At 67.4% G+C, this 20,844-nt stretch carries 21 protein-coding genes; 6 read left to right on the forward strand and 15 right to left on the reverse strand.

The window, feature by feature from the left end; genetic code table 11:
* Nucleotides 1-143 precede the first annotated feature (143 nt).
* Complete coding sequence (locus tag AC3A5Z_RS14860; protein WP_487520130.1) at nt 144-1,742, forward strand: phosphoenolpyruvate carboxykinase; 1,599 nt, start codon at nt 144-146, stop codon at nt 1,740-1,742.
* 52 nt (nt 1,743-1,794) lie between these two features.
* Here the strand turns inward: AC3A5Z_RS14860 and AC3A5Z_RS14865 are convergent, their stop codons facing one another.
* Nucleotides 1,795-2,562 carry a sulfite exporter TauE/SafE family protein gene (locus AC3A5Z_RS14865; protein ID WP_487520131.1) on the reverse strand — a complete coding sequence of 256 codons (768 nt, stop codon included), beginning with the start codon at nt 2,560-2,562 and terminating at the stop codon, nt 1,795-1,797.
* 166 nt (nt 2,563-2,728) lie between these two features.
* Between AC3A5Z_RS14865 and AC3A5Z_RS14870 the strand changes: the two genes are divergently transcribed.
* The gene (locus AC3A5Z_RS14870; RefSeq protein ID WP_487520132.1) at nt 2,729-4,393 is read left to right on the forward strand and encodes an acyl-CoA dehydrogenase family protein; all 1,665 of its coding nucleotides are present in this window, start codon (nt 2,729-2,731) and stop codon (nt 4,391-4,393) included.
* On the opposite strand, the gene AC3A5Z_RS14875 is transcribed toward AC3A5Z_RS14870, so the two are convergent.
* The 12 genes from AC3A5Z_RS14875 to folK form a co-directional block, all read right to left on the reverse strand.
* Nucleotides 4,390-5,625 (reverse strand): MFS transporter, encoded by a 1,236-nt coding sequence (locus AC3A5Z_RS14875; protein ID WP_136791625.1) that lies wholly within the window; start codon nt 5,623-5,625, stop codon nt 4,390-4,392. The two genes, AC3A5Z_RS14870 and AC3A5Z_RS14875, sit on opposite strands and share 4 nt — an antisense overlap.
* Before the next feature lie 69 nt (nt 5,626-5,694).
* Nucleotides 5,695-6,411, reverse strand: coding sequence for a DNA repair protein RecO (gene recO / locus AC3A5Z_RS14880; protein WP_487520133.1), 717 nt, complete (start codon nt 6,409-6,411; stop codon nt 5,695-5,697).
* 37 nt (nt 6,412-6,448) lie between these two features.
* A complete protein-coding gene (locus tag AC3A5Z_RS14885) occupies nt 6,449-6,781 on the reverse strand; it encodes a DUF1491 family protein (RefSeq protein ID WP_487520134.1) in 333 nt (110 codons plus the stop codon).
* Between the two features lie 6 nt (nt 6,782-6,787).
* A complete protein-coding gene (gene era / locus AC3A5Z_RS14890; protein WP_487520576.1) occupies nt 6,788-7,702 on the reverse strand; it encodes a GTPase Era in 915 nt (304 codons plus the stop codon).
* A 70-nt stretch (nt 7,703-7,772) separates the two neighbouring features.
* A complete protein-coding gene (gene rnc / locus AC3A5Z_RS14895; protein ID WP_487520135.1) occupies nt 7,773-8,462 on the reverse strand; it encodes a ribonuclease III in 690 nt (229 codons plus the stop codon).
* Nucleotides 8,459-9,247, reverse strand: coding sequence for a signal peptidase I (gene lepB / locus AC3A5Z_RS14900; RefSeq protein WP_487520136.1), 789 nt, complete (start codon nt 9,245-9,247; stop codon nt 8,459-8,461). Before lepB ends, rnc begins: the two co-directional genes overlap by 4 nt.
* An 83-nt stretch (nt 9,248-9,330) precedes the next feature.
* Complete coding sequence (gene acpS, locus AC3A5Z_RS14905) at nt 9,331-9,765, reverse strand: holo-ACP synthase (RefSeq protein ID WP_487520577.1); 435 nt, start codon at nt 9,763-9,765, stop codon at nt 9,331-9,333.
* A 136-nt stretch (nt 9,766-9,901) separates the two neighbouring features.
* Nucleotides 9,902-10,660, reverse strand: a complete 759-nt coding sequence (locus AC3A5Z_RS14910) for a pyridoxine 5'-phosphate synthase (RefSeq protein ID WP_487520137.1) — start codon at nt 10,658-10,660, stop codon at nt 9,902-9,904.
* 33 nt (nt 10,661-10,693) lie between these two features.
* Complete coding sequence (locus AC3A5Z_RS14915; RefSeq protein WP_487520138.1) at nt 10,694-11,380, reverse strand: DUF2062 domain-containing protein; 687 nt, start codon at nt 11,378-11,380, stop codon at nt 10,694-10,696.
* A 16-nt stretch (nt 11,381-11,396) separates the two neighbouring features.
* On the reverse strand, nt 11,397-13,514 hold the full coding sequence (locus tag AC3A5Z_RS14920) for a RelA/SpoT family protein (protein WP_487520139.1): 2,118 nt from the start codon (nt 13,512-13,514) through the stop codon (nt 11,397-11,399).
* A gap of 33 nt (nt 13,515-13,547) precedes the next feature.
* A complete protein-coding gene (gene rpoZ / locus AC3A5Z_RS14925; RefSeq protein ID WP_107663488.1) occupies nt 13,548-13,901 on the reverse strand; it encodes a DNA-directed RNA polymerase subunit omega in 354 nt (117 codons plus the stop codon).
* A 97-nt stretch (nt 13,902-13,998) separates the two neighbouring features.
* Nucleotides 13,999-14,583: a 2-amino-4-hydroxy-6-hydroxymethyldihydropteridine diphosphokinase gene (folK, locus tag AC3A5Z_RS14930; RefSeq protein ID WP_487520140.1), complete on the reverse strand. Its 585-nt coding sequence runs from the start codon at nt 14,581-14,583 to the stop codon at nt 13,999-14,001.
* Nucleotides 14,584-14,722: 139 nt separating this feature from the next.
* Here folK and AC3A5Z_RS14935 point away from each other — a divergent pair, with 139 nt between their 5' ends.
* From AC3A5Z_RS14935 to AC3A5Z_RS14945, 3 genes are all read left to right on the forward strand, one after another.
* A complete protein-coding gene (locus AC3A5Z_RS14935; RefSeq protein ID WP_487520141.1) occupies nt 14,723-15,295 on the forward strand; it encodes a LabA-like NYN domain-containing protein in 573 nt (190 codons plus the stop codon).
* 208 nt (nt 15,296-15,503) lie between these two features.
* Nucleotides 15,504-16,466: a 4-hydroxy-3-methylbut-2-enyl diphosphate reductase gene (gene ispH, locus AC3A5Z_RS14940; RefSeq protein ID WP_487520142.1), complete on the forward strand. Its 963-nt coding sequence runs from the start codon at nt 15,504-15,506 to the stop codon at nt 16,464-16,466.
* A gap of 103 nt (nt 16,467-16,569) precedes the next feature.
* A complete protein-coding gene (locus tag AC3A5Z_RS14945) occupies nt 16,570-17,172 on the forward strand; it encodes a LysE family translocator (protein WP_487520143.1) in 603 nt (200 codons plus the stop codon).
* Here the strand turns inward: AC3A5Z_RS14945 and AC3A5Z_RS14950 are convergent.
* On the reverse strand, nt 17,169-18,203 hold the full coding sequence (locus AC3A5Z_RS14950) for a LacI family DNA-binding transcriptional regulator (protein WP_487520144.1): 1,035 nt from the start codon (nt 18,201-18,203) through the stop codon (nt 17,169-17,171). The two genes, AC3A5Z_RS14945 and AC3A5Z_RS14950, sit on opposite strands and share 4 nt — an antisense overlap.
* Before the next feature lie 675 nt (nt 18,204-18,878).
* Here AC3A5Z_RS14950 and AC3A5Z_RS14955 point away from each other — a divergent pair.
* Nucleotides 18,879-20,024: a TIGR03862 family flavoprotein gene (locus AC3A5Z_RS14955; protein WP_487520578.1), complete on the forward strand. Its 1,146-nt coding sequence runs from the start codon at nt 18,879-18,881 to the stop codon at nt 20,022-20,024.
* 2 nt (nt 20,025-20,026) lie between these two features.
* Here the strand turns inward: AC3A5Z_RS14955 and AC3A5Z_RS14960 are convergent, their stop codons facing one another.
* On the reverse strand, nt 20,027-20,734 hold the full coding sequence (locus tag AC3A5Z_RS14960; RefSeq protein ID WP_487520145.1) for a hypothetical protein: 708 nt from the start codon (nt 20,732-20,734) through the stop codon (nt 20,027-20,029).
* Between the last annotated feature and the right edge of the window lie 110 nt (nt 20,735-20,844).

The raw sequence follows: 20,844 nt of genomic DNA on the forward strand, positions 1-20,844 counted from the left end.
CGCGACCCTTTTGCGACGCGGACCCCTCATGTTATAGCTTTTGTGTCGGCACCCGCTCCGGGGTCGACCGCATCCTAATTGGCCCAGGATGTCGCCTTCGGACCGGAAACCGCCGCTACACACGGCATCGGGGAGCTTGCAGTATGAATTTCGGACGCGTGAACCCAGCGCAAACGCTGGACGCACAAGGCATAAGCGGTCTCGCAAACGTTCATTACAACCTGGTCGAACCGGCGCTGGTCGAGGCGGCCGTCAAGCGCGGCGAAGGCCGGCTCGGCAAGGGCGGAGCATTTCTCTGCTCGACCGGGCAGTTCACCGGGCGCTCGCCCAAGGACAAGTTCGTGGTGCGCACCCCCGCGGTCGAGGATTCGATCTGGTGGGAGAACAACGCCCCGATGACTCCCGAGGCCTTCGAGGTGCTGCATGCCGACATGCTGGCGCATATGAAGGGCGGCGACTACTTCGTGCAGGACCTGTACCTCGGCGCCGACCCGACGCACCGGCTGGACGTGCGGATGGTGACCGAGCTTGCCTGGCACGGGCTGTTCATCCGCCACATGCTGCGCCGTCCGGAGCGGTCGGAGCTGGACAGCTTCGTGCCGGAATGGACGATCGTCAACTGCCCCAGCTTCAAGGCCGACCCCGCGCGCCATGGCTGCCGCAGCGACACGGTGATCGCGATGAACTTCGACAAGAAGATGATCCTGATCGCCAATACCGAATATGCCGGCGAGAACAAGAAATCGGTCTTCACGCTGCTGAACTACATCCTGCCCGGCAAGGGCGTGATGGCGATGCACTGCTCGGCCAATCATGCCCTCGGCAATCCGGTGGATACGGCGGTGTTCTTCGGCCTGTCGGGCACCGGCAAGACCACGCTCTCGGCCGATCCGTCGCGCACGCTCATCGGCGATGACGAGCATGGCTGGTCGGAGCGCGGCACCTTCAACTTCGAAGGCGGCTGCTATGCCAAGACCATCAACCTCAGCCCCGAGGCCGAGCCGGAGATCTTTGCCACGACCTCGCGCTTCGGCACCGTGGTCGAGAACATGGTCTATGACGAGGAAACGCTGGAGCTCGACTTCGAGGATGACAGCCGCACAGCCAATACCCGCTGCGCCTATCCGCTCGACTTCATCTCCAACGCCTCGGACACCGGGCTGGGCGGGCATCCCAAGAACATCATCATGCTGACCTGCGACGCCTTCGGGGTGCTGCCGCCGATCGCGCGGCTGACGCCGGCGCAGGCGATGTATCACTTCCTGTCGGGCTTCACGTCGAAGGTGGCCGGGACCGAGCGGGGCGTGACCGAGCCGCAGCCGACCTTCTCCACCTGCTTCGGCGCGCCCTTCATGCCGCGCCGTCCGGAGGTCTATGGCAAGCTGTTGCAGGCCAAGATCGCCAAGCATGGCGCGACCTGCTGGCTGGTGAACACCGGCTGGACCGGCGGCGCCTATGGCACCGGCACGCGGATGCCGATCAAGGCGACCCGGGCCCTGCTGACGGCGGCGCTCGATGGCTCGCTGGCAACGGGGCAGTTCCGCCGCGATCCGAACTTCGGCTTCGACGTGCCGGTGATGGTGCATGATGTCGACAGCAAGCTGCTCGACCCGCGCTCCACCTGGGCCGATCCGGCGGCCTATGACGCGCAGGCGGCGAAGCTGGTGGCGATGTTCGCCGACAACTTCGCGCAATATGTGCCCCATATCGACGCGGATGTGAAAGCGGCGGCCATCGGCTGAGGCCGAGCGACAGCCGGAATGGAAAGGGCGCCCCGGGGGCGCCCTTTTTCGTTCAGGACAGCGCCTGTCGGATCAGGTTGAGCCCGGTGACCACCAGCAGGATCTGGGTCCAGCGGCGGAAGCGGGTCTGGTCCAGCCTGTCCTGCACCGCGAAACCGGCCACCATACCGATGAAGGCGGGAACGGCGAGGGCCAGTGAGAAGGGAACGGTGGCGGCGTTCAGCACGCCGGAGTTCAGATGCGCGAAGGCCAGCGTCGCCGCGCCGATCAGGAAGACCACGCCCTGCACCCGGATTGCCTCCTGCTTTTCGGCGCCGACCGAGAGCAGGTAGATCAGCAGCGGCGGACCCCAGATGCCCGACACCCCGCCATAGAGGCCGCCGATGATGCCCAGCACCGTCTCGGCCCGGCGGCGATGCTCCAGCCGCAGGGCGAGGCTGCGGCCGGCCAATTGCAGCGCGGCGAAAGCGGTGATCGGCAGGCCGAGCATCAGGAGGAAGACGATCTGCGGAATGTCGCGGACGAATTGCGCCGAGACGAGAATGAAGACAATCGTGCCGGCGAGGAAGCGCCAGTATTTGCGCATCGAGTCGAAGGCCGCCTGCGAGCCCTGGCGGAAGGCCTGGCTGAAGTTGGTGAGCAGGGTCGGCAGGATCAGCCCGGCGAGGGCGACTTCGGGCGGCAGGAAGGCGGAGAAGGCCGAGATCATGATCATCGGCATGGCGAAGCCGACGGCCCCCTTCACGAAACCGGAAAACAGCGTGACCGCCATCGCGGCCCAGAAGGCTGCGGGGGTGAGCCCCGCCATCAGCATGTCCATGAAACCCCTCCGGTTGCGGAGGTGTCTTAACGCCTTGATCCTGCAAGCGCACGGCCAAATCGGCAGAGACACTTTCATGCGCCGAGAACTTCTCTCGTGAATTTTTGTTGCGCTGCGGATGCAAAGTGATTACCTCCCTCGCAGTCGCAGCAAGAGGAGTCTCGCCATGCCCAAGGACGCCATGCCCCGCCCCGCCGCCCCGCTGATCGCCGGTCTCCTGCCGCTGACCGCCGAGGCCCTGCCGGAGGTGGAGGCGCTGTTCGGCCGGGCGCGCGAGGCGCTGCGGGCCGAGGTGACGCTGGGCGGCAAGGTGTCGGGTGCGGCGCTGGAACAGCACCAGCATGCGGCGCATGCGCTGGCCTGGCTGGCCACCTATACCGAGGCGCTGCGGCAGATGCGGGCTTGGGCGGTGAAGCTGGAGGGCGAGGGTCGCTTCGGCGAGATGGAGGCGCTGATCCTGCAGATCGGCTATGGCGAATACCTCTGCCAGATCCGCGGCGGCATCCCGATGTCGCAGGGCGAGATGGCGCGGCTGTCGGATCTGGGGATCGAGGCGGAAGCTCCCGGTGCGGCAGTGGCGGCGCTGATGGCCGGCAACAGCGCGGCGGCGCGGATGCGGCTGGTGGAGCTGATGCGCGACAACCACGGGCGGGCGACCTTCGGCGCCTCGGGGCTGGACGAGGAGCTGGAGATGATCCGCGACCAGTTCCGCCGCTTCGCCGACGAGAAGGTGGCGCCCTTCGCCCATGGCTGGCACCTGCGCGACGAGCTGATCCCGATGGAGATCATCGAGGCGCTGGCGGAGATGGGTGTCTTCGGCCTGACGATCCCGGAGGAATTCGGCGGCTTCGGGCTGTCGAAGGCCTCGATGGTGGTGGTTTCGGAGGAGCTGTCGCGCGGCTATATCGGCGTCGGCTCCCTGGGGACGCGCAGCGAGATCGCGGCGGAGCTGATCCTGTGCGGCGGCACCGAGGAACAGAAGGCCCATTGGCTACCGAAGCTCGCCTCGGCCGAGATCCTGCCGACGGCGGTGTTCACCGAACCCAACACCGGGTCCGATCTTGGGTCGCTGCGGACGCGGGCGGTGAAGGAAGGCGAGGACTGGGTGGTGAGCGGCAACAAGACGTGGATCACACATGCCGCCCGCACCCATGTGATGACGCTGCTGGCGCGGACCGAGCCGGAGACGACCGATTACCGCGGGCTGTCGATGTTCCTGGCCGAGAAGATGCCGGGCACCGACGAGGCCCCCTTCCCCACCCCCGGCATGAGCGGCGGCGAGATCGAGGTGCTCGGCTATCGCGGGATGAAGGAATACGAAATCGGCTTCGACGGCTTCAAGGTGAAGGGCGAGAACCTCTTGGGCGGCGTGCCGGGGCAAGGCTTCAAGCAGCTGATGCAGACCTTCGAGAGCGCCCGCATCCAGACCGCCGCCCGCGCCATCGGCGTGGCGCAGAACGCGCTGGAGGTGGGCATGGGCTATGCCGAGGACCGCAAGCAGTTCGGCAAGGCGCTGATCGAGTTTCCGCGCGTCGCCGGGAAACTGGCGATGATGGCGGTGGAGATCATGGTGGCGCGGCAGCTGACCTATTTCTCGGCTTGGGAGAAGGACCACGGCCAGCGCTGCGATCTGGAGGCGGGGATGGCGAAACTGCTGGGGGCGCGGGTGGCCTGGGCCTCGGCGGACAATGCCCTGCAGATCCACGGCGGCAACGGCTTTGCGCTGGAGTATCAGATCAGCCGCATCCTCTGCGATGCGCGGATCCTGAACATCTTCGAGGGGGCGGCGGAGATCCAGGCGCAGGTGATCGCGCGGCGGCTGCTGGACTAGGCGGCCTTCGGCAGCGGCTGCCCGCCGCGCGAGGGGCGGGCGGTGCCGAGGCGGGGGTGCAGGCGGCCCGCCATGACCCATGCCGCCGCCATGCCGAGACCGCAGGCGGCGAAGACCCCGGCGAGGGGCGCTGCCAGCAGCACCAGATAGGCCGCGCCGGGGGTCAGAATGCCCGAGACATCGCGGAAGCTGGAATAGACGGCGGCCATCTCCGTCCGCTCCGAGGGTTTCACCGCCATCATAAAGGGCAGCCCCCCCGCCACGTCGAGAAGGACGAGGCTGGTGGAGCCGACCATCAGCAGCAGCACCGTGACCCACGGCAGGCCGGAGGCCAGCGTCGCGCCGATGAAGGCCATGGCGCAGAGTGCGAAGGCGGAGCGCACGGCGATGCGGACGGTGCGGCGGTAGACGAAGCGCAGGAGGAACGGCGTGGTGAAGAGGAGCGCGTTGGAGAGCGACAGCGCGACGCCGCCGACCTTGTCGCCGAGGCCGGATTCGATGCAGTAGATCGGCAGGTAGACCACATAGACCCACCAGCCGCAGGAGCGGATCACCGCGAAGAGCCACCCGGCGATCAGCCGCGGCTGGCTGAAGAAGCGGCCGAGATAGGCCAGCGGGTTCAGCGCCGGGCCCTTGGCGCGGGTGATCTGCTTGCCGTTGCCAAGCCGCAGGATCCAGAAGGCGATGCAGAGCGCCACCGAGAAGACCGCGGCGATCAGGAAGGGCGCGGGCTGCCAGAGGCTGCGCAGCCAGACGCCGAGCATCGGGCCGAGCGCCCAGGGGGCGGCGGCATAGAGCATCTGCATCGACTGGCAGCGACCGAGGTCGGCGCGGGCGATGTAGTCGAGCACATAGGCGTTGAAGCAGACGAAGATCGTCACCGTCGCCAGCGCATTGGCCAGAAGCGCCAGCGGCACGGTGATCGGCCCGCCGATGACCGCCAGCGTCATGCCGACGAGATAGAGCCCGGTGCCGAGCGTGTAGAGCCAGCGGCGCGGCACATGGCGGGTGGCCCAGGGCACCAGCAGGCCCCAGAGCAGCGAGGCGATGCCGACGAGGAAGTAGATCCGCGAGACCACGCCCGCGTCGCGCACCGCGTCATAGATAGTCAGCGGCATGACCGAGATCAGGATGCCGCGCACCGCGGCCTCGAGCCCGGCCAGAAGGGCGAAGGATTCGACACGCGGGGTCGGCGTGTGTTTCAGGAAGATGGGGATATTGCGCGTCGCCATGGCCCGCCCATTGGCCCCCTCCGGGCGCCCTGCGTCTGGCTTGTGCGCGACATTCCGGGTCGCGGATGGTCAGGGGCGGGAGAGCAGGTCGAGAAGCCGGGCCCGCGCCTCTGGCAGGCCGCGGTCGTTGCGGGCGTGGGCGAGCTCGCGCGTCAGGAAATGGCCGGTGATCGCCAGACCCTGGGCCAGCTCGGTCCGGGTGGCGGGCCCCTGCCCCAGAAGCACGGGCGGCAGCGGGAAGAGGCGCGGCGCCCAGTCGCCCGCCGCCTCGGCGCTGATGGCGCGGCCGGTCTTGGGGCTGACATAAGCCAGATCCTCGCGGCTGCCGGTGACGGCGCAGGTGGAAAGATCGAGCCCGAAGCCGATCTCGTCCAGCAGCAGCATCTCCCAGCGCAGGTAGTGCGGCGGCCAGCCGGGGGTCTCCAGCGCGTCTAGGAGCGCCATGGTCATGTGCCAGAGATGCAGATGCGGCTCGCGTTCTGGCAGGGCGACGCGGATCATGGCGCAGATCGCGTTGAGCCCGGCCAGCGCCAGCCGGTCGGCCATGAGCCCGGCGCGCGAGCGCAGCGGCTCCACCGTATAGGCGCCGATATGGTCGTCGAGCCGGGCGCGCCAGTTCACCGCGAGCTGGGCGCCAGGTTGCAGGATGGGGGCCGAGCGGCGCGAGGCCCCGCCGCGCACCACCCCGGCATGACGCCCATGCGCCGCCGTGAACACCTCGATGATCGCCGAGCTTTCGCCATGCCTGCGCATGGAGAGCAGCGCGCCCTCGTCCCGCCATTCCATCGCCGGACTATCGGGCGAAATGCGCGAGGCGACAAGTTCAGTTGGAGAGGCCGGGCTCGTCGAGCAGGGTGCGGCCCTGCCGGTCCTCGATCTCGATCACCCAGAGGTCTCGGTCGAAGCCGCGCTGCTTGGCGATGGAGGCATCGACCGTCGCCTCCTCGCCCTCGGCCAGCACGATCCAGGCCCGTTCGCCGGTCATCAGATCGAAGCTGCGGTGGAAGGCCTTCGCCTTGCCGTCGAGCGTGGCGAGCTTGACCAGCACCGCGCCCGAGGTGGCGTCACCCTTGGCGGTGATGAAGGCCGGGATGTCGGCCAGCCGCAGCCGGGCCAGATAGGCCCGGACCCAGAAGTCGGCGGTCAGCCGCGCCATGAAGCCTCAGTTGCCATCCTTGAAGTCCAGACCCATCTCGGAATAGCGCTCGGGTTCTTCCAGCCAGTTCGGGCGGACCTTCACCTGCAGGAAGAGATGCACCGGGCGCTCGAGGAACTCGGTCATGTCGATGCGGGCCTGCTGGCCGATGGCCTTGATCGTCTCGCCCTTGTTGCCGAGCACGATGCCCTTGTGGCCGTCGCGGGCGACATAGACGATCTGGTCGATCCGGGTGGAGCCGTCGGGACGGTCCTCCCATTTCTCGGTCTCGACGGTGAGCTGGTAGGGCAGCTCCTCGTGCAGGCGCAGGGTCAGCTTCTCGCGGGTGATCTCGGCGGCGATGTTGCGCATCGGCACGTCGGCGATCTGGTCCTCCGGGTAGAACCAAGGGCCGGCGGGCAGTTCGCCTGCCAGCCACTGCTTCAGCTTGTCGACGCCGTAGCCCTTTTCCGCCGAGATCATGAAGGTCTCGACGAAGGGGAAGGCGTTGTTCATCTCTTCGGTGAGGGCAAGCAGGGTCTCGGCCTTCACCCGGTCGATCTTGTTGATCGCCAGAGCCACCGCCTGCCCGCGCGGAATGCGGTCGCGCATCGACTCGATGATCGCCTTGGTGCCTTCGGTCAGGCCGCGATGCGCCTCGATCAAGAGCACGATGATGTCGGCATCGGCGGCCCCGCCCCAGGCGGCGGCGACCATCGCCCGGTCGAGCCGGCGGCGCGGGCGGAACAGGCCGGGGGTGTCGACGAAGACGATCTGCGTCGCGCCCTCCATCGCCACGCCACGGATGCGGGCGCGGGTGGTCTGGACCTTGTGGGTGACGATCGAGACCTTGGCGCCGACCATGCGGTTGAGCAGGGTGGACTTGCCGGCATTCGGCTCGCCGATCAGGGCGACGAAGCCGGCGCGGGTCTCGCCCGGCACGCCGCCGATGGCGCCGGTATCCTCGTTGTCCTCGGGGCCGGTGTCTTGCGGCCCGGTATCCTGGGGATCTTCAGTCATCTGTCGCCTCCATCCGCGCCAGAAGCGCCCTTGCCGCGGTCTGTTCCGCTGCCCGCTTGGTATTGGCCGAAGCCGTCTCTGCCGCGCCATTGCCCAGACGCACCTCGACGGTGAAGACCGGCGCGTGATCCGGGCCGGAGCGGCTTTGTTCGGTATAGGTCGGCGGCGGCAGGGCACGGGCCTGCGCCCATTCCTGCAGGGCCGTCTTGGCGTCGCGGGCGTCGGTCTCCACCGTGTGGATGCGCTTGCCCCAGAGCCTGAGCACCATGCGCCGCGCCGCCTCGAAGCCGCCGTCGAGATAGACCGCCGCGATCACCGCCTCGAGCGCGTCGCCGAGCAGCGCCTCCTTGCGGCGACCGCCCGACATCATCTCGGACCGGCCGAGCTTGAGCACCTCGCCCAGCGCCAGATCGCGGGCGACATCGGCGCAGGTTTCCTTGCGGACCAGCGCGTTGAAGCGCGGCGCCAGCTGGCCCTCGCTCGCCTTCGGGTCGGCCTGCAGCAGCGCTTCGGACATGACGAGACCCAGCACCCGGTCGCCGAGGAACTCCAGCCGCTGGTTGTCGGGCCGGGTTGCCGAGGAGATCGAGGCGTGGGTCACGGCGCGCAGCAGGAGCTCGGGCTCGCGGAACTCATGCCCGATGCGGCCTTCGAAGGCCCGGAGATCGGAGGATAGCTTCAATCGACCGCCTTGAAGAAACGGTCGGCCCGCCACGTCCAGAAATAGAGCATCGAGCGGCCCGCCGAAGAGAATACGATCCGGTCGGCGCGGCCGATCAGGTGGTCGAAGGGCACGAAGCCGACGCCGCCGACGGCCTGGCCATAGCGGCTGTCCTGGCTGTTGTCGCGGTTGTCGCCCATGAAGAAGAAATGCCCGGCCGGCACGGTGAAGACATCGGTGTTGTCGCCGAAGCCGTTGGTGTCGATGTTGAGCACGTCATGCGAGGGGCCGTTCGGCAGGGTCTCGGTGAAGCGCGAGCTGGTGCAGAGACCGCCCTCGCCCACAGGGCCGTTCTCGCAGCGCGGCAGGCTGCCCATCGGGCCCTGCTGCTCGTAGACCTCCTCGAAGGTGCCGTTCGGGGTCTGCGGCACTTCCTGACCGTTGAGGAACAGGATGCCGTTCTTCATCTGCACCGTGTCGCCCGGCAGGCCGATCAGCCGCTTGATGAAGTCCGACCCGTTCACCGGATGGCGGAACACCACCACATCGCCACGCTCGGGCTCGGAGCCGAGGATCCGGCCGGTGAAGGGGCAGAGCGAGAAGGGGCAGGAGAAGCGCGAATAGCCGTAGGCCATCTTGTTGACGAAGAGGAAATCGCCGATCAGCAGCGTGTCCTTCATCGAGCCGGAGGGAATCCAGAAGGGCTGGAAGAACAGCGTGCGGAAGATGCCTGCGATCAGCAGCGCATAGACGATGGTCTTGACGGTCTCGAGGATGCCGCCGTCGGTCTTTGCCTTGCTCGCCATTCGGTCCTGCCTTCTCTGGGTGCGGGGCTTGCCGCCCGACCATTTCCGAGTTTCGCGCTACATGCGCGCGGGGCGCGGGGGAGTCAAGTTGGCTGGTCGCCCGGAGGCGGCGCCGCGGCCGCCAGAGGCCGCGCCTCGATCACCACGAAGGCCTGCGCCCAGGGGTGATCGTCGGTGAGCGTCACATGCACGACGGCCTCGTGCCCGGCGGGCGTCATGCTCTGCAGCCGCTCCGCCGCCCAGCCGGTCAGATGCATGACGGGCTGGCCGGTCACGAGGTTGCTCACCGCCATGTCCTTCCAGGCGATGCCCATGCGCAGCCCGGTGCCGAGCGCCTTGGAGCAGGCCTCCTTGGCGGCCCAGCGCTTGGCATAGGTCGCGGCGGTATTGGCACGGCCCTCGGCCCGCGCCTGTTCGCGCGGGGTGTAGACCCGGTTGCGGAAGCGGTCGCCGTGACGGGCCAGCGTCTTCTCGATCCGCTCGATGTTGCAGAGATCGCTGCCGATGCCGAGGATCATGGGTGGCGGGACCAAGAGTTTTCACAAAACTCTTGGCAAGACTTTTCTGAAAAGTCTTGCCGGAGCGGGGAGCGCGCGGGAGGGAGCGGGCAAGATCCCCGGAAGGATCTTGCGAGAGTCTTGGAAAACTCCTGCGTCACGCCAGCGTCTCGCGGGCCGCGGACATCCGGCGGCGCATGCCTTCGATGGCGCTGCCCAGACCGCGGAAGATCGCCTCGCCGACGAGGAAATGGCCGATGTTCAGCTCCATCACCTGCGGGAAGGCGGCGATCTCGGCCACGGTGTCGTAGCTGATGCCATGCCCGGCATGGACCTCGAGCCCGAGCGAATGGGCGAGCGCCGCGCCTTCGCGCAGGGCCTCGAGCTCCACCGCGGCCTCGGCGCTGCGGCCCTCGGCGATCAGGTCGCAGTAGTGTCCGGTGTGCAGCTCGACCACTGCCGCCTTGATCTCGGCCGAAGCCTCGATCTGGCGCACGTCATGGCCGATGAACATCGACACGCGGCAGCCCGCCTCGCGCAGCGCGGCGATGTAGTCGGTGAGCCGCGGGATGTCGCCCGCCACGTCGAGCCCGCCTTCGGTGGTGCGCTCCTCGCGCTTTTCCGGCACGAGGCAGACGGCATGCGGGCGATGGCGCAGGGCGATGGCCTGCATCTCGGGCGTGGCGGCCATCTCGAAGTTCAAGGGCACGGTGATGCCCGCCATCAGCGCGGCGATATCGTCGTCGCGGATATGGCGGCGGTCTTCGCGCAGATGGGCGGTGATGCCGTCGGCGCCCGCCGCCTCGGCCACCAGCGCCGCGCGCAGCGGGTCGGGCCAAGCGGAGCCGCGGGCGTTGCGCACCGTGGCCACGTGATCAATGTTCACCCCCAGCCGCAGCCGCCCGAGTGGTTTCATGGCTTGGCGCCCCTTCCTGTGACTTGGCCCATGTTACGGCCTTCCGCTGCTTCCGTCATCCTGCGGCAGCAGCGGGCTGCGTATTTCTGTGAGCGGGCCGTGCTTTGCGTGCAACCGCCGCCGCTTGCGCTCGCAGGCCTGCTTGGCGCGCAGGATCTGGTAGGCGCGGATCACCGGGATGGTGAGGAAGTAGAAGACGAAGCTCACCAGGAGGCCGGGCAGGATGCCGCCGACCAGATAGGGCAGGAAGATGGTCTGGAGGAAGGCGCCGAGCTTGTGCCAGCGGGTCGACTCGGTGGTGAAGATCGCCAGCAGGTTGTGGGTGATCTCCTGACCGGCGCTGGTGAAGGATTCGAACACCGTCATCAGGTTGAAATGCGCCGTGGTGCCGAGCATCCAGTGGCCGAGCTCGATCGAGCTGACGGCGATGAGCGGCGTGGTCAGAGGGTTGCCGACGAAGGTCGCCAGCAGCGCCGCGAGGATGTTGCCGCGCAGGACCCAGGCGATCAGCGCCGCGCCGAGGAAATGGAAGCCGAAGAGCGGGGTGAAGGAGATGAACACGCCCGCGAAGACGCCGCGGGCGATGCGGTGCGGCTCGTCCGGCAGGCGTTGCAGGCGGTGCTGCACGTAATAGGCCGCCCGCCGCCAGCCGCCGCGCGGGTAGACGGATTCCGTCAGCAACTGCGTATAGGTGCGCTTGTCACGCCGTTTGAACACCAAGATCCTCCTCGCCCGGTCAGGGCTTCCTGCTCAGATCCCGGTGGCGCGAGATCTGCGCCACGTCGGTCTCCGCTTCCAGCGCGGTCATCACCATGTGCAGGTGTTCGACATCGCGCAGGTCCACGTCTACCAGCAGTCTGTAATAGTCCGGCTTCCGGTCGGTGAAGCGGAGATCGGAGATATTGGCCTTCTGTTCGCCGATCAAGGTGCAGATCCTTCCCAAAACGCCGGCGTCGTTCGAGATGGTCAGGTCGAGCGTCACCGTATGCACGGCGGCGTGGCGACCGGCATGCCAGTGCAAATCCACCCAGCGGGCAGGTTGTTCCTCGAATTCTTCGAGAGCGGGACAATCGATGGCATGGATCACCACGCCCTGCCCGCGATAGGTGATGCCGACGATGCGCTCGCCCGGCACCGGCTGGCAGCAGGTGGCGCGGCGGAACTGCTGATCCTGCGACAGACCGACGACGGGGCGCTGCGCATCGACCTCGGGCGCGCCGGAGCGGGCGAGCTCGGGATAGAGCGTCTCGACCACGCGGCGGGCGGTGAGCTCGGCGCTGCCCAGTTGCGCCAGAAGCTCGGTCTCGTCGGAGAGGCCGAGCATCTTGGCGGCGGTGCGCAACGCCTTGTCGGTGGCCTTGCGCCCCACGTGGTCGAAGGCGGCGCGGGCGAGCTCCTGCCCCAGCTTGACGAAACGGCCCCGGTCCTCCTCGCGCAAGCTGCGGCGGATCGCGGCCTTGGCGCGGCCCGTCGTCACGATGTCGATCCAGGAGGATTGCGGTCGCTGACCCTCGGCGGTGATGATCTCGACCGACTGGCCGTTCTTCAGCCGGGTCCAGAGCGGCACGCGGATGCCGTCGATCTTGGCCGAGACGCAGGAGTTGCCGATGCGGGTGTGGATCGCATAGGCGTAGTCGAGCGGCGTCGCCCCACGCGGCAGCTGCACCACATCGCCCTTCGGCGTGAAGCAGAACACCTGATCGGTGTACATCTCGAGCTTCACGTTCTCCATGAACTCGTCGTGGTCGTCCTCGTCCAGCCGCTCGGTCAGGCCGGCGATCCATTTCGCCGGATCGACGGCGAAGGGGTTCAGCGCGCGCACGCCCTCGCGGTAGGACCAATGCGCGGCCACCCCGGCCTCGGCGACCTCGTGCATCTGGCGGGTGCGCACCTGCACCTCGACCCGCTTGCCGTCGCGGCCCGAGACGGTGGTGTGGATCGAGCGGTAGCCGTTGGATTTCGGCTGGCTGATGTAATCCTTGAACCGGCCCGGCACGGCGCGCCAGCGTTGGTGGATGACGCCGAGGATGCGGTAGCAATCCTGCTCGGAGGCGCAGATCACCCGGAAGCCGTAGATGTCGGAGAGGCGCGAGAAGGCGAGATCCTTCTCCTGCATCTTGCGCCAGATCGAATAGGGCTTCTTGGCGCGGCCATAGACATCGGCCTCGATCTGGGCCTTTTCCAGCTCCAGCCGGATGTCGGCGGTGATCTTGTGCACCACGTCGCCGGTCTCGCGCTGCAGCGTGATGAAGCGGCGGATGATCGAGTTGCGCGCCTCGGGGTTCAGCACGCGGAAGCCGAGGTCTTCCAACTCCTCGCGCATCCATTGCATGCCCATGCGCCCGGCGAGCGGGGCGAAGATCTCCATCGTCTCGCGTGCCTTCTGCGCCTGCTTCTCCGGGCGCATCGACTTGATGGTGCGCATGTTGTGCAGACGGTCGGCGAGCTTGACGAGGATGACCCGCAGATCCTTCGACATCGCCATGAACAGCTTGCGGAAGTTCTCGGCCTGCTTGGACTGGGCGGAGGACAGCTCGAGATTGGTCAGCTTGGTGACGCCATCCACCAGCTCGGCAATCTCGGGGCCGAAGAGGCGCGAGACCTCGGTATAGGTGGATTTGGTATCCTCGATCGTGTCGTGCAGCAGCGCGGTCACGATGGTCGCATCGTCCAGCCGCTGTTCGGTGAGGATGGCGGCGACGGCGACGGGATGGGTGAAATAGGGCTCGCCCGAGTGGCGGAACTGGCCCTCGTGCATCTGCTTGCCGTAGGCATAGGCCCGGCGGATCAGATCGGCGTTGGTGCGCGGATTGTAATTGCGGACGAGGGCGATCAGGTCTTCGACGTCGATCATTGCCCTCGTCGCTTTCTCTTCAGTCGCTGCGGGTCAGTTCTGACCCTGCGCTTCCATCAGGGCGCGCAGCAGTTTCTCTTCCGACATGTCGTCCTGCATCGGACGATCGACCTCGCCGCCCATGAGCAGCGCCATCTGGTCTTCTTCCGGCTCGTCCACCTCGATCTGGGTCTGGTGGCTTTCGATCATCCGCTCGCGCAGGGATTCCGCGCTCTGGGTCTCGTCGGCGATCTCGCGCAGCGACACGACGGGGTTCTTGTCGTTGTCGCGGTCTACCGTCACCGGCGAGCCTGCGGCAATCTCGCGCGCCCGGTGGGCGGCAAGCATCACCAGCTCGAAGCGGTTCGGAACCTTGTCAACGCAGTCTTCAACCGTCACGCGGGCCATGGGATACTCCAGTTTCGGACAGGGGGCATGGAACGGCCCTATGTAAGACCTGCCAGACCTCTTGACAAGCCCGGAATCCTGGCCCTTCCGGAGCGGCTCATTCGGCCAGAGGCCGCACCGCCTCGCGGTCGGCGGCGGGCAGCGCGGCGAGCATTTCGGTGACCGTCAAGCCCAGGATCGGATGGCGCCAATCGGGCGCCAGGTCTTGAAGAGGAACAAGAACAAAGGCACGGTCCTGCATCCGCGGATGCGGCAGGATCAGCCGGTCAGGGGTGCGCCGCTGCTGCTCGGCGAGGGGCAGGTTGCGCCAGAACGTCTGCGTCGCGCGGTCGGGCAAGACCGAATCGCCCCAGGCGATCAGATCGACGTCAACTGTCCGAGCCGACCAGCGCATCAGCCTTTCGCGCCCGAAACGCGCTTCTACCGCGTGCAGGCGATCCAGAATTGCCGCTGGGTCAAGATCTGCATCAAAAGGGATTACGGCGGCTGCATTCACATAGTCCGGCCCGGCGCCGGCTGGAAAGCAGGGGGTGGCATAAAGCCGGCTCAACCGGCCAAACCCAAGCCCTGCCTCGCAAATCGCAGAAAAGGCGTTGCGGATCAGCGCCGCAGGCGGCAGGCCGCCGAGCGACAGGTTCCCGCCGAATGCAACCAGAGCGAGCTTTCCAGAAGGGTCGGGCAATGCTATAACTTTCTCAAGGGCCCCGCTTGTCGGCGCACTCTTTTGACTGATATCTCAGGACTTGTCGATTTTCCTAAAAAACGTATTGCGCGCGCAGAAGGCAGATTGACGGGGCACAGATTTCAAGGGGACACAAGTAATGTTTTACAAGGACGAACGGCTCGCGCTGTTCATAGACGGGTCTAACCTTTATGCCGCGGCGAAGGCGCTAGGGTTCGACATCGACTACAAGCTGCTCAGGCAGGAATTCATGCGCCGCGGCAAGCTGCTGCGGGCCTTCTACTATACTGCGCTGCTGGAGAACGACGATTACTCGCCGATCCGGCCGCTGGTGGACTGGCTGCACTACAACGGCTTCACCATGGTGACGAAGCCGGCCAAGGAATACACCGACAGCCAGGGCCGTCGGAAGGTCAAGGGCAACATGGACATCGAGCTGACCGTCGATGCCATGGAGCTGGCGCCGCGTGTCGATCATATCGTTCTGTTCTCGGGCGACGGCGATTTCCGCCCGCTGGTCGAGAGCCTGCAACGCCAGGGCGTGCGCGTGTCGGTGGTCTCGACCATCCGCAGCCAGCCGCCGATGATCGCCGACGAGCTGCGCCGCCAGGCCGACAATTTCATCGAGCTCGACGAGCTGCGCGACGTCATCGGCCGCCCTCCGCGCGAGCCGCGGATGGAACGCGAGGAGATCGCCGCCGAGGCGAAGTGACCCGAGCCGGGAGACACCCGGCAAGGGACGCCGAAGCGCAAGCGGCGTGACGACAGGGGGGCCAGCCGGTTTGGGGAAACCGCGCTGGTCCTTTTCATTGGCCCTGCCCCGCCGCCGGCCTTGCGGCGCGGGATGCGACGCCGTGGGGGACTGGACCTGCGGCGCCGCAGGGCTTACCTCTGGACCACCCTGACCGATGAGCCCTCGCATGACCCGACCCGCCCTGACCCTGTTTCTCGCCGCGCCGCGCGGCTTCTGCGCCGGCGTGGACCGCGCGATCAAGATCGTCGAGCTGTCGCTGCAGAAATGGGGCGCGCCGGTCTATGTCCGGCACGAGATCGTGCACAACAAGTTCGTGGTGGACCGGCTGCGCGAGATGGGCGCCGTCTTCGTCGAGGAACTGGACGAGGTGCCGCAGGACCGTCCGGTGATCTTCTCGGCGCATGGCGTCCCCAAGGCGGTGCCGGCCGAGGCCGAGCGGCGCGAGATGGTCTATGTCGATGCGACCTGCCCCCTGGTGAGCAAGGTGCATCTGGAAGCCGAGCGGCATCACGAGAACGGGCTGCAGATGGTGATGATCGGCCACAAGGGCCATCCCGAGACCATCGGCACCATGGGGCAGCTGCCCGAGGGCGAGGTGCTGCTGGTCGAGACGGTGGAGGATGTGGCGACGCTGGACGTGCGCGATCCGGAGCGGCTGGCCTATATCACCCAGACCACCCTATCGGTCGATGACACGGCAGCCATCGTCGCGGCGCTGCGGGCGAAGTTCCCCGCCATCGAAGTGCCGCACAAGGAAGACATCTGCTATGCCACGACCAACCGGCAGGGCGCCGTGAAGGCGATCGCCGACCGGATCGACGCGCTTCTGGTGATCGGCGCGCCGAATTCGTCGAACTCGCGGCGGCTGGTCGAGGTCGGGCGCGCGGCGGGCTGTGGCTATGCGCAGCTGGTGCAGCGGGCGACCGACATCGACTGGCGGGCGCTGGAAGGCGTGACCCGGGTCGGCGTGGCGGCAGGGGCCTCGGCGCCGGAAGTGCTGGTTGACGAGGTGATCGCAGCCTTCGAGGCGCGGTTCGACACGACGGTCGAGCTGGTGGAGACGGTGAAGGAGCGCGTCGAGTTCAAGGTGCCGCGCGTGCTGCGCGAGCCGGTGCCGAGCGCGGTCTGATCCGGGGCCAAAATCCTTGAGAAGGATTTTGGCAAGAGTTTTGTGAAAACTCTTGCCGCGCGGGGGGCGCGTTGCGCATCCTGCCGTTCGGGAGGATCGCCGCATGAGCTTCGAATTCCTGCTGACCGCCTTCATCGTCTGCGTCTCGCCGGGGATCGGCGTGGTCTATACCCTGTCCATGACACTCGGCGGCGGGATGCGCGCCGGGTTGCTCGCCGCGCTCGGCTGCACCCTGGTCACCGCGCTGCATATGGTGGCGGCGATGGCGGGGCTGGCGGCGGTGCTGCACACCAGCGCGGTGCTGTTCCAAGTGCTGAAATTCGCCGGCGTCGCCTATCTCTTGTGGATGGCCTGGGCCACGCTGCAGGGGACGGGCGGGATGCGGATCGACGCGGCCGAGCCGGGGACGGCGGGGCGGATCGTCTGGCGCGGCATCCTGCTCAATCTGCTGAACCCCAAGCTGCCCCTGTTCTTCGTGGCCTTCCTGCCGCAGTTCATCCCTGCCGGCAGTCCCACCGGGCTGCTGGTGGAGCTTGGCCTCGGCTTTACCGCGATGACCTTCGTCACCTTCGTCGGCTATGTGCTGCTGGTCGCCAGCTCGCGCCGCGCGATCCTGTCCAGCCCGCGGGTGATGACATGGCTGCGCCGCGCCTTCGCCGCCTCCTTTGCCGGGCTCGGGGCGCGGCTGGCGCTGGAGCGGGCCTAGCGGCTGCGGATCGTGTCGCCCGGCTGCAGCTTCGGCTCCAGCTCGGTGATGACCCCCGCAGTCGCCCCATCCTCGCGCAGCCCGGCGATGATCTCGGCGGCGCGGCGGCCGATCTCGTGGCGGCAGGCGTCCATCGTCGCCAGCCGGCAGGGCAGACCCTCCAGCAGCTCCACCCCGTTGAAGCCGGCGAGTCCGACCTTGCCCGGCACGTCGATGTCGTGGTGCAGGCAGTAGAGCAGCCCGCCCGCCGCGATCATGTCGTTGGAGTAGTAGAGGAAATCGAGATCCGGGCTGCGGGTCAGGATCGCCTCGGTCATCTCGCGCCCCTTCAGGAGCTGCGAGCCGCCGGAGTAGAACTCGCGGTCCTGCACCTCGAGCCCGGATTTCGCGAGCTCTTCCTCGAAGCCCTCGAGCCGCTTCCGGGCGCGGTGGTCATGCGGCATCATCGTGCCGAGAAAGCCGATCCTGCGGTAGCCCGCCGCGACGATGGCCGCCGCCATGTGCCGCCCGGCGCGGAAATGCGAGATGCCGACAGCGCTGTCGACCGGGGTGCCGTCGATGTCCATGACCTCGACGATGGGGATGCCGGCATTCTCCAGCATGGCGCGCGCGGCGGGTGAATGCTCCAACCCGGCGATGATGACGCCGGAGGGGCGCCAGGAGAGCATCTCGTAAAGCACCTTCTCCTCGCGCTCGGGCGAGTAGTTGGTGACGCCGACCACGGGTTGCAGGCCGGTGTCCTCAAGCACGTCGGAGATGCCGGTCATCACCTCGGGAAAGACCATGTTCGACAGCGACGGGATGATGACCGCGACAAGGTTCACCCGCTGGCTGGCCAGCGCCCCTGCGATCTTGTTCGGGACATAGCCCAATGCCCGCGCCGCCTCCAGCACCCGCTCGCGCGTGGTGCCCGAGACGTCGCCGCGGTTGCGCAGCACGCGGCTGACGGTCATTTCGCTGACGCCTGAAGCCTCGGACACGTCGCGGAGGGTCAGGGTGCGACGGGGAGGGGTAGCCGGGTCTTTTGCCACAGGGCGAGGGCCTTTCGTGCAGTGCTCATTTTCTTGTTAGCGCCAAAGGCGGGGCTTGTCCAAGGGCGCGTCTTGCGCTAATGTTAGCGGTAACGGCCACCAAGTTGTGGCGACCTCATCCTGCGCGTCATGCAAGCTCTCCGAAGACGACGCGACGGACCAGAGGGGGAGTGGTGGGCCAAAAGTCACTCCCCCTTGCCTCCCCCCTCCCCAGACCGCACAGCGCTCAGTTGCCCTGTTGCCGAACGCCGGCATCCGGTTTATGCAATGGGGCGGAGATGATGTCTGCGTAGCTCAGCTGGATAGAGCACAGGATTCCTAGTTCAAATTGGGCGTTGCGAGGGGAAACCGCGCAACGGATCTGCTCAAAGTCGGGGAACGCTAACGCGTCGAGGCGCCAGGCCAATCCCGAGCCAAGCCCGGTCCGCCGGGAAGGTGTAGAGACTGGACGGGCAGCACCTAAGGACGTTCGCGTCGATGGTGAAGGGACAGTCCAGACCACGAACTCCCGAAAGGGGGGCGGCGAAAGTCGAAGTGGTATGAATCCTGGGGCCGTGGGTTCGAATCCCGCCGCGGACACCATCTCCAAATCTCCCTCCGGCTCCCCTGCCCGCCCGTGCTTTCGCGCCGCGGCGGGTTCCGCTATGCAGGGGGGCTTGCGGGGAGAGTGCTATGATCGATGCGCTGGTGATCGGGGCCGGGCCTGCCGGGTTGATGGCGGCGGAGGAGCTGGCGCGGGCCGGGCGGCGGGTGGTGGTCTGCGACGGCAAGCCGAGCGTCGGGCGCAAGCTGCTGATGGCGGGGAAGTCGGGGCTGAACCTGACCAAGGACGAGCCGCCGGAGGTGTTTGCCGGACAGTATCTTGAAGCGGCGGATTGGCTGCGGCCGATGCTGGCGGCCTTCGGCCCGGCCGAGGTGCAGGACTGGGCGCGGGGGCTCGGGCAGGAGATGTTCACCGGGTCGTCGGGGCGGGTGTTTCCCGTCGCGATGAAGGCCTCACCGCTGCTGCGGTCCTGGCTCGCGCGGCTGGCCTCCCTGGGGGTGGAGGTCCGGACGCGCTGGCGCTGGACCGGCGACGGGTTCGAGACGCCGGAGGGGCCGCAGCATCTGAAGGCGCGGGTGACGGTGCTGGCGCTTGGCGGGGCGAGCTGGCGGCGGCTCGGCTCCGACGGGGCCTGGGCGCCCTGGCTGGAGGTGCGGGGCGTCGGGATGGCGCCGTTCCGCCCGGCGAACATGGGGTTTCTGGTGGATTGGTCGCCGCATATGGCGCGGCACTTCGGCGCGCCGGTGAAGGGCGTGGCCCTCTGCGTCGGTGCGCGCCGGGAGCGGGGGGAATTCGTCGTCTCCGGCCGGGGGCTGGAGGGGGGCGGGATCTATACCGTCTCGAAGGACTTGCGCGAGGGGGCGGCGCTGAGGCTGGATCTGCTGCCCGATCTGAGCGTGGAGCAGCTGGCGGCGCGGCTGGCGCAGGGCAAGGCCAAGGAGAGCGTGGCGAACCGGCTGCGCAAGCTGGGGCTGTCGCCTGTCGCCGTGGCGCTGCTGCAGGAGTTCGGTCGCCCGCTGCCCGAGGGCGCGGCGCTGGCGGGGCTTGTGAAGGCGCTGCCGGTGCCGCTGGCCGGGCCGCGACCGCTCGACGAGGCGATCTCGGTCGCGGGCGGGATCACGCGGGCCAGCCTGACGGAAGGGCTGGAGCTGCGCGCCCTTCCCGGCACCTACGCCTGCGGCGAGATGCTGGACTGGGAGGCCCCCACCGGGGGCTACCTGCTGACCGCCTGCCTTGCCAGCGGACGCTGGGCCGGGCGGGCGGCCGCAGGGCTGTAGGCTCAGAGCCCCGGCAGGACGTCGAGGATGCCGCGCTTGCCGAAGGTCACGCCCTGATTGGGGCCGAAGCTCATCTTGGCGCCGATACCGAGATAGGTTTCATTGCCGATGCCCATGCCGTCGGAGTTCAGCCGCCCGACTTCGGCGGTCAGCCCCATGCCGTTGAACATGGTGTAATCGCCGGTCAGGCCGACGCGGGTCAGCGAGGCATCGTCGAAATCGACATTCTGCAGCTTGCCGCCGAGACCGAAGGCGCCCGAAACGGCGAAGCGGCCCTCGACCCCCATCAGCGAGCCGGTCAGGCCCGAATCCTCGCCGCGACCGACATAGGCCTCGACGTCGAAGCTGTCGCCCTGCTGGCCGACCTCGAAGCCGTAATAATCCACATTGTCGCCGTCCAGCTTGTCGGAGCCGTAGAACAGGCCGAGCGAGGTCTGGTCGGTGACGTGGTAGAGCCCGTGCAGCGTGACGCTGGTGCCGGTCTCGTCGGTCTCGTTCAGCCAGTTCACCCCGAGATCGCCCTGCAGACCGAAGGTCGGGCCGAAGCCGAGCTCGGCCGATCCTTCCAGCGTGGTCTTGGCGTAGGAGGTGTCATCGGTGAAGAAGGAATGCGAAAGACCGACCTCGGCGCCGGTCATCTCGACGGCATGGGCGGGAATCGCAAAAGCGAGGGACGCGCCAAGCGCAATCCCGGTAAGTGGCCTGTTCATCGACTGCTCCGTCTTTTCTTGGTCTTGGAGGCAAAGCCTAGCATAGCACGATTCGCAGCGCATCCCGCAGATGTCGTCCGCGAGGGCAGGCAGAGGAGCGCGAGGGAGAT

Source organism: Cereibacter sp. Soil_C_27 (assembly GCF_057657095.1).